Here is a 13,284-nt window from a genome sequence, read left to right on the forward strand (position 1 = left end):
GTTCTCTTTTCGCAGGTGGCGGGCGGTTGCTATGGTCGCCCGCGACGCCGGACACCGGCGCCGAGGAAAGGGTTGCGATGGGGCTGATGGACAAGCTCCGGGGCGAACTCATCGACATCATCGAGTGGCTGGACGACAGCCGCGACACGATGGTCTGGCGGTTCCCCCGGTATCAGAACGAGATCAAGATGGGCGCCCGACTGGTCGTCCGGGAGTCCCAGACGGCGGTGTTCGTCAACGAGGGGAAGATCGCCGACGTCTTCACACCGGGGACGTACACGCTGGAGACCCGCAACCTGCCGATCCTGTCCACCCTGAAGGGCTGGAAGTACGGCTTCAACTCGCCGTTCAAGGCCGAGGTGTACTTCGTCAGCACCCGGCAGTTCACCGACATGAAGTGGGGCACCCAGAACCCGGTCATCCTGCGCGACGCCGAGTTCGGCGTGGTCCGGGTACGGGCGTTCGGCGCCTTCGCGGCCCGCGTGGTGGACGCGTCGCGCCTGCTGCGGGAACTGGTCGGCACCGACCCGCAGTTCCGCACCGAGGAGGTGCAGGAGTACCTGCGGCAGCTCATGGTGGGACGCCTCGGCGGCGCGCTCGCCACGGCCGGGGTGCCGCTGCTGGACCTCGCCGCGCACCAGGACGCGATCGGCCGACGGCTGGCCGCCGTGCTGACCGAGGAACTGGCCGAGGTCGGCATCGCGATCCCCACGTTCGTCATCGAGAACGTGTCGGTGCCGCCGGAGGTCGAGCAGGCGCTGGACAAGCGGACCAGCATGGGCGCGGTCGGCGACCTGGACCGGTACACCCGTTTCCAGGCCGCGAACGCGATGGAGGCCGCTGCGAACAACCCGGGTGGTGAGGCGGGCGCGGGCATCGGCCTGGGCCTGGGCATGGCGATGGGCCAGCAGATGGCCCGGTCGATGGGCCCAGGCGCGGCCACGCAGCCGGCACAGCCCGCCCCCGCGCAGCCGGCCGCCGCCGAGCCGCCGCCGCTGCCGGGCCAGGCCCAGTGGTACGTCGGCGTCGGCGGCCAGCGGCAGGGCCCGTACGACCTCGGTGCGCTCGCCGAGCAGGCGAACGCGGGCGCGCTCGGCGCGGACACGCTCGTCTGGCGTACCGGGATGGCGCAGTGGCAGCCGGCCGGGCAGGTGCCCGAGCTGGCGTCGGTGCTCGCCAGCGTCCCGCCGCCGCTTCCGCCGCAATGAGCGACACGGCTGTCTCGCCGCCCTCCTACCAGTGCGGGGGGTGCGGGGCCCGGGTGGAGTTCGCGCCGGGCACGACGACGCTCAGTTGCCCGTACTGCGGGCACCGGCAGGAGATCGCCGGCGCCGGCCGGGAGGTGCGCGAGCACGCGTACGCGGAACTGGCGTCGCTGCCCCGCAAGCCGGTGGCGAGCGTCGGGGCGCACACGTTCGTCTGCCCGGGCTGCGGCGCCCGGACGGAGAGCGACGCGCTGGCGCAGCGCTGCCAGTTCTGCGCGGCTCCCCTGGTGGCCGACGCCGGGGCGGGTGAGCTGATCGCGCCGGAGGCGGTGCTGCCGTTCGCCGTCGACCGCAACGGTGTGCGGACGGCGCTGGGCCAGTGGTGCCGCAGCCGCTGGTTCGCGCCGGGGAGCCTGAAGAAGGTCAGCGAGGCCGAGACGCTGAAGGGCACGTACCTGCCGCACTGGACGTTCGACGCGCGGACCGTGTCGGACTACCAGGGTCAGCGGGGCGAGTACTACTACGTCACCGAGACGTACACGGTGACAGTCGACGGCAAGCAGGAGACGCGGACCCGGCAGGTGCGGCACACCCGGTGGCATCCGGCCGCCGGCACCGTACGCCGGGACTTCGACGACGTGCTGGTGCCCGCCACCACCCACCTGCCCACCGAGCAGTTGGACAAGCTGGCGCCGTGGCCGTTGACCGAGGCGGCCGCGTACCACGGCGACTACCTGGCCGGATACCAGGCGCTGCGGTACGACACCGAACCCGAGGCGGGCCTGACCGAGGCGAAGGCGCGGATGGCGCCGGTCATCGAGGGGGACTGCCGGTCGGACATCGGCGGTGACGAGCAGCGGGTGTCCGCCGTGGACACCACGTACTCCGACGTGTCGTACAAGCTGATCCTGCTGCCGGTGTGGATCGCCGCGTACCTGCACGCGGGCCGCTCGTACCAGGTTCTGGTGAACGCGCGTACCGGTGAGGTCATCGGCGAGCGTCCCTACAGCACGGCGAAGATCGTGGCGGCGGTGCTGGCCGCACTGGCGCTCGTCGCGCTCGTGGTGGCGTACGCGATGAGCCGCTGACGCGTACGGGCCACCGGTGTGCCGACCGGCGGAGGAGGGAAGCCCCGATGGACTCACTGCGGAAGACCTCGCTGGTCGCGGGCGGCGCCTATCTGCTCACCTTCGTCTCGATCCCCACCGTCGGCCTGTACGCCCCGGTCCGCGAGCCGGACTACGTCCTCGGCACCACCTCGCAGGCCCCTGTCGTCCTCGGCGGCGTCCTGGAGATGATCGTCGCGCTCGCCTGCATCGGCACCGCCGTCGCGCTGTACCCGGTGCTCCGGCAGCAGGGCCCGGCCCGCGCGCTGGGCTTCGTCGGCGCCCGGGTGCTCGAAGCCGCCGGCATCATGATCGGCGTCGCGGGCATCCTGACGCTCGTCGCGCTGCGGGACTCCGCCGCGGGGCCGGACGCGCTCGTGACCGGCCGCGCGCTCGTCGCCTTCTACGACTCGGTGTTCCTGCTCAGCCAGGGCTTCCTGCCCGCGGTGAACGCGCTGCTGCTGGGCACCCTGCTGTACCAGTCCCGCCTCGTGCCGCGCTTCCTGCCGGTGCTCGGGCTCGTCGGCGCGCCACTGCTCGTCGCCTCCGACCTCGGCACCCTGTTCGGCGCCTGGGACCGGCTGTCAGCGGTGGCGGCGGTCGCCGCGCTCCCCATCGCGGTGTGGGAGTTCTCGCTCGGCGTCTACCTGGTCGTCAAGGGCTTCCGGCCCGCCCCCGTCACGGCCGGCGCGGTGGAGCCCCGGCCGGTCCGGGACGCCACCGTCTGAGCCCTGTCAGGCCCGCGCGCCGCCGCGAGCCGGTCGAACGCCATGGGTGTCAACTGGGTGCCGAGACACCCATGGCGTGCCACTCGCTGTGGGTCAGCAGCCGATCCGGGTGGAGCCCATCGCCACGTCGTCGTACCAGAGGGTGTCGGCGCCGCCGCCGTAGCTCTCCCAGCCCAGCTTCAGGTCGGTGAGCTGCGGTCGCCAGGTGCGGTTGTACCACTGGCCGTCGATGTCGTGCGTCGGCACGCCGTCGGCGGTCAGCCCGGTCACGGCGACACCGTCCAGCCAGGTACGCATCTGGCCTGCGGAACCATCCACCATGAACTCCAGGCAGGCCCAGCGGTTGGTGGGCAGCGGCACGCTCTGCGCCACCCCGGCCGGGCTCTGCTCGGGCAGCGTGGCGTCGTCGGAGGCGCGGTTCCACTGGAGCGCGCCGTTCTGGCCGCCCAGCCGCAGGTCGCGGTTGCCGTCGGCGGCGTCGGACATGGTGATCATCGTGGTGTGGTCGGTGGGCTGGGCGGTGGTGTGCCGGAGCCAGATCCGGGCGTACCTGATGCTGCCCAGGCCGCTGAGGTTCTTCGTGGTCCGGACGAACACGTGGTTGCAGTACCCGGCCGCGCCGTTGATGCGGACCGCGCGGCTGCCGCTGTGCGTGGTCGACGTGTCGATGGTGGCCGTGCCGGCGCCGGAACAGTCCGGGCTCACCACGTTCCAGTCACCTGACGGCGTCGGGCCGGTCTGGTTCTCGAAGCCGTCGCAGAGCACCGCCCCGGCGCAGCCGCTCGGCGGCGGCGTCGTGGCAGGTGGCGTCGTGGGCGGTGGAGCTGTCGTGGGCGGCGCGGTGGTGGGCGGCGGCGTGGTCGGCGGGGCGGTGGTCGGCACCGTCGTGGTGGGCGGCGGCGTGGTCGGGCCGGTGCCGTTGCACGGTACGCCGTTGAGGCTGAACCCGGTCGGCGCGCCGCCGGCGGTGCCGTACGTGCCCTGCACGCCGAACTCGGTCGAGCCGCCGGCCGGGATGCCGCCGTTGTACGACATGTTGCGGGCGGTCACCGTCGACCCGGACTGGCTCACCGTGGCGTTCCAGCCGTTCGTGACGCGCTCGTCCCCGGCGTACGTCCAGGTGACGGTCCAGCCGGACACGGCGGTGTCACCCGGTGAGACCTTGATGTTCGCGGTGAACCCGCCGGGCCACTGGTTGGGTGTGTAGTCGACCCGGCAGCCCTGTGCGGCTGCGGCCGGGCCGGTGAGCAGGGCCGTACCGGCCGCGGTGACGGCGGCCAGCGCGGCGACGGCCGCCACGAGCGGGGCGGGGCGGGCACGGAGAATCGTCATGGGAAGTCCTTCGGCGTCGGACAGGGCGCAGCCGCGCGTCCTCGTCGGACGCGCCGGTGCGCGAGGGTGCGGCGCGGCGGTGCGCCACGGTGGGTGGTCGATGCGTACGACCGATGTGCCCGGCTCGAAGGCGGCCCGGTCAGCCGCCGGGGTCCGGTTCTCGCGGACCTCGGCGGCGCCCGAGCCCCAATCTATTGACCGTCGCCTATCCAATCAAGGGCTCCGCCCGCGCGGACGCCCGTCATCCCGGATCGGCTCCCACGCCGCTCAGCAGGGGTTGCCAGCCGTCGCGGTAGCGCACCCCGCCGGGTCGCAGCCGGACCCGGTCGTGTGGCGTACCGGGGATCGGCTCGGTCCGGATCACCTGTGGCCGGTCCACCACGACGCAGACGTCCTCGCCCGGCCACCACCAGCCGCAGGAGCGGGCCAGGTCGGCCCAGGTGTCCAGGTGCCCGGCATCCTCCGGCCCGTACCGGGCGAGGCCGAGCCGGCGCAGCACGTCGTAGTAGGCGATCCACGACGCGTCCTGCTGCCCGTACCAGCACACGGGCACCGGGCCGTCATCTGCGAGCGCCGCACGCACCGGCAGGTAGAACCCGTGCGCGAGGCTGCGGTGCAGCGCCGCGCGTACCCCCTGGTGCAGGACGACGGCGAGCGGTACGCCGCCGTCGAACGCCCGCTGCGGCGCCAGCTCGGGCCACGGCTCCTTGGCCTTGCCCCGGCGCGCGGGCGACAGCTCGGGATCGGTGTGCACGACGCCCGCGCTGAGCGCGCCCCGGAGCTGGGAGACGACCATGGCGATGTCGCTCGCCACCAGCGGCGTCCGGGGCGGTCGTACCGCCCGGATGCGCTCGTGGAGCCGGTCGAGGGTGGGCCAGCCGGTGACCAGAGGCAGTGCCTTCGCCGGCGAGTCGACCCATTCGAAGCGGGGTCGCGGCCGCGACGCCCTCGCGTAGACGGCGGTCAGGCAACGCTCGGCGGTCTGCCGGTCGGCCGGCTGTGTGGACAGGGCGTGGCCGAGCCATTCCTGGCGGATCCGGGCCGCCTGCTGCCACAGTTCGTGCGGGCTCTTCGCGGCGTCGTCGCGCCGCGGGGAGGCGCTCATCGCGCCGGGGCGTCGCCGCCCTTCCGGTAGGAGATCATGGAACGACTCTGACCCATGTCTCGGCACCGCTCAAGCGAATTCCGTACCGTGACCGCATCCGCAGTGCCCGGCCAGGAGAGAAGGGAACACCGTTGCCCGTGGACAGTGACCGCTTGACCCGACCCCCTGCCATCACCGCGCAGATGCTCATCCGCCGGCCCGCCGCCGAGGTCTTCCAGGCGTTCGCCGACCCGGCGGTGACCACGAGGTTCTGGTTCACCAGGAGCAGCGGCCGGCTGGAACCCGGTGCCGTCGTCACCTGGGACTGGGAGATGTACGGCGTCTCCACGGTCGTGACGGTCAAGGACGTGGAGGAGAACCGCCGCATCCTGGTCGAGTGGGATCCGGAGTCCCCCACCCGGGTCGAGTGGCGGTTCCTGCCGGGTGCGGACGACACCACGCTGGTCCGGGTCACCGAGACCGGCTTCGCCGGCACCGCCGACCAGGCCGTGAGCAAGGCGATCGACTCGATGGGCGGGTTCACCATGGTCCTCTGCGCCGCCAAGGTGCTGCTGGAGCAGGGTGTGCTGCTGAACGCGGTCGGAGACGCCCACCCGTCCGGATTCGAGGACTGACCGCGCCCCGCGGTGGGCGGGCCGGGCCCACCCACCGCGGACCGGTTCATCCGGCGAGCGTGGCCTTGGCCGCGTCGATGGCGTCGAGCAGCCGTTCCTGGTGCTCGAATCCCTCGTCGTCGACCACCGGGCTCGCCCCGCATTCACGCTGCCGCGCGTGCAGCAACGTCTCCTCCACCGGCGTCACCGGGAAAGCCAGCGGATCGAGACCGGGAACTCCTTCTACGTCCTCGACCAGGAGCCACTTGTTCGCCTCGTCGTAGCGGACCACACCCGCGGCGATCCCCCTGGTCCACTGGTCGAAGAGCACGGCCAGGCTGGGGGCGGCACGAACCGACTCCCAGGCGTCCTCGCCGACCGGGTAGCGCCAGATCTCCCCCTCGTGCTCGCCCGCGAGGACGAACGTGTAGAGCAGGAAGTCGAAGTGGAACAGGGGTAGTTGCTGTTGCCAGGGAAACGGCGTCCCTACCGACAACCCCAGGTAGTCGAGCGCGTCCGCGCCGTCCGGCCACGGCATCCGCCACCCGCCGTTGGGGAGCAGCCGCGCGTCGGGCCAGCGCTGCGCCTGTAACCAGGCCAGCTGATCCGCGACGTGGTCCACGTCGAAGATCCGGCGCACCCGGTCCGGCGGCGAGCCGACCGGCGACTCGCCCGGGTCGGGCCAGTCGAGGCCGGCGGCAGTCGCCGCGACGCGGTACTCCCGCACCGCTTCGCGCAGTACGCGCATGTCGTCGAGCATCAGGAGGCTCCTCGGCTCACGGGGCCACGGGCGTCATGCACAGGCTAGCCCCGCCGCCGCTGAGCTTGAAGGCGAAGCTCGGACCGCCTGCCTCGACCCACGGCTTCACCGGCAGCACGACGAACTTGGTCTTGTCGCTCACCTTGCACTTGCCGTAGAACGCGTTGATGTCGTTGGCCTGGGGGAGCGACTCGGCCGTCGACACCAGCTTCAGACTGGCGACCTGGCCGGTCAGATCGACCGCCTGGTCGGTCGACCAGAACGGGAACTCGTCGCAGGTCTGCCCAGGAACCCGTACGTCGCACGCGTTCGGTTTGAACGCCGCGGTGCCGAACCAGCCGCGGCTGTGGCCCTTGGCGCGCGCCGCCTGCCCGCCGACGCTTCGCGCCGGGTAGAACCACACCGCCCGGGTCGGCGGCTGCGGGTATCCGCCGTCTCCCATGGCGGCCACGATGTGCTTGCCGGTCTCCGTCATGTCGGCGCCCTTGTAGTTCTTGGCCCCGGGTACGTAGACGATGATGTCGTCGTCGCATCCGGCCTTGCCCTGGGTGCCGCGCTGCGCCGTACACGCCTGGTCGATGATTCGCTTGAGGCGCGCGTCCTCCGTGGAGTCCCACGCGAAGGGGAGGTTGCGCTGGTTGGCCACGAGTTTCGTCGTCTTGACGACCTCGGCGTAAACCTTGAGGCTGTTGTACCACTCGCCTTCGTCCAGGCCCCAGTTGTCGAACTGCTCGAAGTCGACGTCGTGCGTGATCGGATACTCGAGGATCCCGTTGATGCCGATCGTGCCGGGGAACAGGATCGCGAGCAGCGCGCCCAACGCGACCCCGAGGCCGAGGCCGCCGAGGCCGACGACCCACCACGAGATGCTGGCGGCGGCCACCGGGGCGGCCGCGGCCGCCGCCGCCGTCTCCGCGACGGGAGCGATGAGCGTCGCGCAGGCACCGCTGCTCAGACACCAGGCGATCGGCACCACTGCCGGTTGCAGCAGCAGCGGCCTGGGCTGCGTGTCGTCGATCGACGAGATGACCGGCCCGCGGCCGGCGGGGGCGATGGCGAACAGCGTCCGGGTCAGGTCGTCCGCGCAGTCGACGAGCTTCTCGCCGGACGGCGGCAGGACGGCGTCGAGGCAGCTGGTGTCGGCGGCACGGTAGCAGCCGAGGAAGATCTCCGTGGCGCCGGCGGGGACCGGCACGCCGGCACGGGAGCTGGCCGCGAGGTAGATGTCACCACCGGCACCCGCGCACTGGGACGCCTCACTGGCGGTGGTCTGCGTGACCGCGGGCGACAGCTCGTCCACGTGGATCATCGTGGTGAAGTCACCGGCGAGTTCCCGCACCACCGTGCCGTCGGCGCTCAGCGCCTCCACCCGGAAGGCGTACGGCGTGTACTCCTCCAGTGGCTCGATCGGGAGCTTGATGACGCTGTCCGCGGTGCACGGGCTGGCGACGTTGCCGTTGCCGTCCTCGCAGAGCTGGTCGCGCTCGAAGTGGTCGTAGATCTCGCCGTCGAGGTAGGCGCGGTAGCTCGCCTCAGTGGCCGGGTTCGGGTGCCAGCTGGCCAGGGCGCCGCCCTCGTCCGGGTCCAGGGTGAGGCCCTCGTCCACGTCGGGTGGCGGCGGCAGGGCGTCGGTCGTGAACGATGCCGTGGCGGGCGTCTTCGACCGGTTACCGGCCAGGTCAACGGCGACCACGGAGACCGAGTGGTTGCTCGACGGCTGGAGTCCGGTGATCGAGTACGAGCGGGTGCCGACGGTGGTCCGGTGCGGGGTGCCTCCGTCGACGGTGACCTCGTAGCCGGCGAGGCCGTAGTTGTCGGTCGCCGCGCCCCAGGTCACCTTCGCCCCGGTCGCTGTGATCGTGCCGACCGTCAGGTTCGGCACGTTGCTCGGCGGGATCAGGTCCAGCACGGTGATGTCGCGCAGGATCCGTGCGTAGCGACCCGGTTCGCGCTCGGCACGGGTGCAGACCTCTACCGGACCCAGTCGCGGTGGGCGCATGCTGGTGGTCCACGAGGCCGACCAGTCCGTGACGCCCTCCGGCGGCGGGCCGTAGGTGAAGCTGGTCGAGGTGGTCTTCTCGACCGAGACGTCCACCATCGTGGCCTGCTTGTGGACGTACCCAGTGACGGCGATCCGGCCGTTCGCGTCGACCGCGACCTCCGACCCGGCTGCCGGTCCTTCGAGGCGGATGGACGCGTGGTTGACGTCGTCCGGCACGGACGGGTCGGCGCATGCCGGAAGTTGCGCCTCGGTTTCGACCTGGGCGGACGCCGGCTGGCTGATCATGCTGAGCGGGAGGAGGATCGCGACGGCGAATGCCGTCGCGCGTAAGGACCGACTGAAATAACGATGAGGTCTGTAGCCTGACATGCCGCCCCGTCTCACTGAGATTGGTCGATGACGAGCGGAGCCTGTCACGGCGATCTATATTCGAGATACTCTGTCGTCTACGCCCGGCAGACGACCCGACCCGCCGGCAGGGCCGATCACCCGGACCGGGACAACAGCGTGCGGAACGGGTTCCCGCGGACGAGCCGCGACTCCGGCCCGGACGGCGACGTGGCCAATTCGGCGGCGTAGTCCCTGACCAGCGCCGGCAGTCGATAGCGGGCCGAACCGTCCCGGACGACCAGGTGCGCATCGACAAGGCCCTCCATGGCCCGCCGGATCCGCTCGGTGGACTCGCCGAGTTGCGCTGCGGCACGGTCCACCGCCGCCGGCGCCTCCGGGCAGGCGGCGAGAAGTGCGAACAGCCGGCCGGCCACCTCGTCCTCCGCGGCGACGACCGCGACGGCGGCAGCCAGGCTCGCCCGTACGGAAAGGTCGTCGTAACTCAGCAGATCCAGCTTGCTCGTTCCCGCGGCGAGTTCACCGACCAGGGCGGCCACCGGCATCCTCGGCCACGTCGCCAGCCTCGAACCGGCGACCCGCAGCGCCAGCACCGACCCGGCGCATAGCCCGATCAGCTCGGCTGTCGCGCCCGGATCCGCGGCCAGCCGTTCCGCGCCAGCGAGCGCAGCCAGCAGTTCCCGTGCGCCGGGCTCGGCCAACGGCGACAGGGCGACCCGCCGTACACCGTCGAGGTTGCTCAGCGAGCGCCGGGCGACGGCGATCAGGGCAGGGCCGGGACTGGCGGGCAGGAGGGGCCGCACCTGGGCCGCGCTGGTGACCCCGTCGAGGACCAGCAGCAACCGGCGTCCGGCGCTGAGCGAGCGCAGGCGACCGGCGCGCTCGTCGGCGCTGTCGGGGATGCCGGCCGACGGGACGCCGAGCGCGCGCAGCACCCGGGCCAGCAACTCCGCCGGGGTGACCGAGACCTGGTACGCGACGTCGACGAAGATCTGCCCGTCGGGGAAGTCGCCGGCCACCGCGTGGGCGGCGCGTACGGCGAGCCCGGTCTTGCCGCTTCCCGGCGGGCCCGTGACGACCACGACCGCCGGCACCCGGCCCGTCGCTCCCGTACCGACCTCGGCCACCTCCCTGGTACGTCCGACGAAGGTGACCAGATCCGGTGGCAGCTCCCGGGGCACCGTCCGACCGGTTTCGGCAGCGGGAGCCGGATCGGTCGTCGACGGCTCCGGCGCCCCGATCACCGACGGCGGCCGGGTGTACGAGACATCCGGCGCCCGCTCCAGGATCGCCCGGTGCAGGGCGGCCAGCTCCTCGCCCGGCTCGATACCGAGATGCTGGTCCAGCCGGGCACGCGCATCCCGGTAGGCGGCCAGTGCCGCCGGCACCTCACCGCAGCGGTACAGCGCGAGCATCAGCTGCCCCCACGCCCGTTCCCGCAACGGGTACGCGGCCAGATGCTCACGCAGCCCGGGCAGCAGCTCGGCGTGCCGGCCGACCGCCAGTCGGGCGTCGGTCAGCAGCTCGAACACCTGAAGCCGCTGCTCATCCAGGCTCGCCCAGCGGTTGTCGAGGGTGGTGCCGGTCGGCAGCCCTTCGCCCGCCGAACCGCGCCACAACGCGAGTGCGGCGTCGAGTGCGGGAACGGCGTCGAGCGCGTGCCCCCTGACCAGCGCCGCGCGGCCGTTCTCCGCCAGGCGGTGGAACTCCGTGACGTCCAGTTCGCCGGGCTGCATCCGCAGCTCGTACGCGTTCGGACGTGTCACCAGTCGATCGCCCACCAGCCGGCGCAGGGCCGCCGCGTGCGAACGCAGGTTGGCCGTCGCCGATGGTGGGGGAGCATCGGCCCAGATCATTCCGGTCAGCCGGTCCAAGGACACGGACCGGTTCGCCGCCAGCGCGAGCCCGGCGAGCACGGCCCGCCGCTTTCCCGGGCCTGGTGCCACGCGGCGACCGCCCACCCTCAGCTCGACAGTGCCCAGAAGCCGAATTTCCAATTGCATCCCGTCGCTCCCCCGTCGAACTCCGAGGCCGCCCAGAGTAGGCGAGTCCGCAGATCAGGACAAGGTGATGCGATAACGACTATTGTGACGAACATCAATGTATATAGCGGTGTGTCGGCGTAACGGAAACACATCGGAAAACGCTTCATGACGGCGACCGGGCCGCCGGTTCGGCAAATCGGTCAGGCGCGCGCGGCCGGTGCCGGCGCGAACAGGGCCGGCGCCGGCTCGGCGGCCCGGATCGCGGCCACGAGCTGAGCCAGCTGAGGGTAGTCACCGGGGGCCGCGCGGAGAAGATGGTCCGCGTCCGCGTGGTTGCCGAGGTACGACTCGGCGGCCGCTCGCAGAAGAAGCGCGAGGGCGCAGAGGTCGGACGGCTCGGCACCGGGACGAACGTCGACAAGCAGGGATCGCGCATCCTCGGGCCGCTGGTTGAGCAGGTGAGCCAGGCTTATCGCGATCCGGGCGGACAACACGCCCGGCTGCGACCGGACGGCGATCTGTGCGAGTTCGGAGATCTCCCGCACCTCCCGGCGATCCACAGGCGATCCGTGCACCACCGCGGCGTACAGGTACCACAACCCGAACTGGACGCTCAGCGCCTGCCCGATCGCCGCGGCCGCCACGGGATCGGTGCCGCCCGCGCGAGCCAGCGCCGCGAGCCGCTCGGCCTCCTCGACCAGCTCCGGGGACTGTGTACGGGCCGCGCGCAGTCTCTGCTGGTAGCCGGCGAGGGCCAGGAGCGGATCGCTGCCGGGGCGGGGTTGAATGCCGACCCGGTGGACGTCATTCACCGCTCGGGCGACCGCCCCCAGTGCGCTGACCACCTCTTCCTGGTAGTAGCCCGCCCGCAGCCCTTCACGGGTGGCTGCCGGAGCCCGGAGCCAGCGGAGCAGGTGGTGGCCGTCGCTGCCGGTCGAACGCCCCGGAACGAGGTTGGTCAAGGCGAGCAGTGCCCCGACGAACGCGGCGCCGAGCAGCGTCGAGCGCGTCAACGCCGTACTGGTGGACCCCGACGCGACAACGAGTGCCGTCGCGGCGCACAGGTTGCTCAGCGGGCCACCGAGATAGAACAGCACCATCCGCAGCGGCAACGCCGTCATCGACGGCGCAGGCCGGACCGACACCTCGTTGCGCCAACCGTTGAAGGGCGCGATACGGACCGCGACGACCGGCAGGCGCAGCAGCTTCGCCACGACGAGGTGCCCGCACTCGTGCAGGACGAGGTGCAGCCACAACGACACGCAGGTGAGGCCGGCCGCAGCGATCGCACCCGTCACGGACTCGGTGACGAGCAGCGCGAACGCCGCCGCCTCCACCGCCAAGAGGAGTGAGACGGCGAGCAGCCGACGGCGAAGCTTCACGAGGAGATGGTACGGGCGGACAGGCGGCGGCAGGGGGATCCGCGCCCGCACCCGGCATGCGTTGACGCAGGATGACACGCTTGCGCCGATGGATGCGTTCGTCTCACAGTTGCCGGCGCTGCTCGGCGTCGTCGTCGGTGCCCTCGGTACGGGTCTGGTGACCTTCCTGTCCACCAGAAGTCAGTGGAAGCGCGGTCAGTCCGTACGGTGGGACGAACGACGACTGGAGGCGTACGGCGAGTTCGCCCAGGTGCTCAAGGAGATCCAGGCGATCTCGCTGCGGGTTCTGGCCGCGGCGGACGGCGACAAGTACCGCTCAGGGTTGGACAAGGCCGCGGCGCTGCCCCGGCTCGCCGACGCGGACATCAGGCACACCCTCGCGTGGGAACGCCTGTTGCTGCTCGGGGACGCCGCCACGGTCGCCGCCGCGCAGGACTGGCGCGAGGCGGTCTGGCGGCTGGAGCACCGAGCCCGCGAGGCCGGGGAGAGCACCGAGCCGCTGAGCGACCTCTACCAGCAGGCCAACGCGAGCCGTGATCGCTTCTATGACGCGGCTCGACGCGGCCTGGGCGTGAGCGGCGGATCAGTCGCCCAGTCCGACCGCCTGCAGCAGCGCCTCGCATCCGAGGACCACCAGCCCGAGGCCCGCCGCAGCTGATTCTGGCCCTCGTCCCGCTCCAGGCGCGATGAGTTCGCCCGCCCTGGCCGGTCTGACCTGTGTATCCGATCGGATACGGA

General features: G+C 71.9%; 11 protein-coding genes. 5 read left to right on the forward strand and 6 right to left on the reverse strand.

Annotation, left to right across the window (positions count from 1 at the left end; translation table 11 throughout):
* Positions 1-86 precede the first annotated feature (86 nt).
* Genes ACPCK6_RS06410 through ACPCK6_RS06420 form a run of 3 tightly spaced genes read left to right on the forward strand, consistent with a single transcriptional unit; the run spans position 87 to position 3,039 of the window.
* On the forward strand, positions 87-1,208 hold the full coding sequence (locus ACPCK6_RS06410) for an SPFH domain-containing protein (RefSeq protein WP_463673744.1): 1,122 nt from the start codon (positions 87-89) through the stop codon (positions 1,206-1,208).
* Positions 1,209-1,261: 53 nt separating this feature from the next.
* Complete coding sequence (locus ACPCK6_RS06415; protein ID WP_396880726.1) at positions 1,262-2,293, forward strand: TFIIB-type zinc ribbon-containing protein; 1,032 nt, start codon at positions 1,262-1,264, stop codon at positions 2,291-2,293.
* A gap of 47 nt (positions 2,294-2,340) precedes the next feature.
* Positions 2,341-3,039, forward strand: a complete 699-nt coding sequence (locus ACPCK6_RS06420; protein ID WP_423480584.1) for a DUF4386 domain-containing protein — start codon at positions 2,341-2,343, stop codon at positions 3,037-3,039.
* Positions 3,040-3,132: 93 nt separating this feature from the next.
* Here the strand turns inward: ACPCK6_RS06420 and ACPCK6_RS06425 are convergent, their stop codons facing one another.
* Both ACPCK6_RS06425 and ACPCK6_RS06430 read right to left on the reverse strand, forming a co-directional pair.
* On the reverse strand, positions 3,133-4,371 hold the full coding sequence (locus ACPCK6_RS06425) for a cellulose-binding domain-containing protein (RefSeq protein ID WP_423480585.1): 1,239 nt from the start codon (positions 4,369-4,371) through the stop codon (positions 3,133-3,135).
* A 241-nt stretch (positions 4,372-4,612) separates the two neighbouring features.
* The gene (locus ACPCK6_RS06430) at positions 4,613-5,476 is read right to left on the reverse strand and encodes a DUF6745 domain-containing protein (RefSeq protein WP_423480586.1); all 864 of its coding nucleotides are present in this window, start codon (positions 5,474-5,476) and stop codon (positions 4,613-4,615) included.
* Between the two features lie 152 nt (positions 5,477-5,628).
* Between ACPCK6_RS06430 and ACPCK6_RS06435 the strand changes: the two genes are divergently transcribed.
* On the forward strand, positions 5,629-6,090 hold the full coding sequence (locus ACPCK6_RS06435) for an SRPBCC family protein (protein ID WP_423480587.1): 462 nt from the start codon (positions 5,629-5,631) through the stop codon (positions 6,088-6,090).
* A gap of 46 nt (positions 6,091-6,136) precedes the next feature.
* Here the strand turns inward: ACPCK6_RS06435 and ACPCK6_RS06440 are convergent, their stop codons facing one another.
* From ACPCK6_RS06440 to ACPCK6_RS06455, 4 genes are all read right to left on the reverse strand, one after another.
* Entirely contained in the window at positions 6,137-6,829 is a 693-nt protein-coding gene (locus tag ACPCK6_RS06440; RefSeq protein ID WP_423480588.1) for a hypothetical protein, read from the reverse strand.
* Positions 6,830-6,845: 16 nt separating this feature from the next.
* Entirely contained in the window at positions 6,846-9,116 is a 2,271-nt protein-coding gene (locus ACPCK6_RS06445; protein ID WP_423480589.1) for a fibronectin type III domain-containing protein, read from the reverse strand.
* A 200-nt stretch (positions 9,117-9,316) separates the two neighbouring features.
* Positions 9,317-11,125: an AfsR/SARP family transcriptional regulator gene (locus ACPCK6_RS06450; protein ID WP_423480590.1), complete on the reverse strand. Its 1,809-nt coding sequence runs from the start codon at positions 11,123-11,125 to the stop codon at positions 9,317-9,319.
* Between the two features lie 239 nt (positions 11,126-11,364).
* Positions 11,365-12,597, reverse strand: a complete 1,233-nt coding sequence (locus ACPCK6_RS06455; protein WP_423480591.1) for a zinc metalloprotease — start codon at positions 12,595-12,597, stop codon at positions 11,365-11,367.
* Positions 12,598-12,634: 37 nt separating this feature from the next.
* On the opposite strand from ACPCK6_RS06455, the gene ACPCK6_RS06460 reads away from it, so the two are divergent.
* Positions 12,635-13,204, forward strand: a complete 570-nt coding sequence (locus tag ACPCK6_RS06460) for a hypothetical protein (RefSeq protein WP_423480592.1) — start codon at positions 12,635-12,637, stop codon at positions 13,202-13,204.
* Positions 13,205-13,284: the final 80 nt, after the last annotated feature.

It is taken from the genome of Micromonospora sp. AB353, from assembly GCF_049538395.1.
GTDB classification, from domain to species: domain Bacteria; phylum Actinomycetota; class Actinomycetes; order Mycobacteriales; family Micromonosporaceae; genus Micromonospora; species Micromonospora aurantiaca.

Coding starts and splice junctions, on each gene's coding strand:
- ACPCK6_RS06425 (WP_423480585.1), bottom strand. CDS start 4,371: ATGACGATTCTCCGTGCCCGCCCCGCCCCGCTCGTGGCGGCCGTCGCC.
- ACPCK6_RS06460 (WP_423480592.1), top strand. CDS start 12,635: ATGGATGCGTTCGTCTCACAGTTGCCGGCGCTGCTCGGCGTCGTCGTC.
- ACPCK6_RS06440 (WP_423480588.1), bottom strand. CDS start 6,829: ATGCTCGACGACATGCGCGTACTGCGCGAAGCGGTGCGGGAGTACCGC.
- ACPCK6_RS06410 (WP_463673744.1), top strand. CDS start 87: ATGGACAAGCTCCGGGGCGAACTCATCGACATCATCGAGTGGCTGGAC.
- ACPCK6_RS06445 (WP_423480589.1), bottom strand. CDS start 9,116: ATGATCAGCCAGCCGGCGTCCGCCCAGGTCGAAACCGAGGCGCAACTT.
- ACPCK6_RS06430 (WP_423480586.1), bottom strand. CDS start 5,476: ATGAGCGCCTCCCCGCGGCGCGACGACGCCGCGAAGAGCCCGCACGAA.
- ACPCK6_RS06420 (WP_423480584.1), top strand. CDS start 2,341: ATGGACTCACTGCGGAAGACCTCGCTGGTCGCGGGCGGCGCCTATCTG.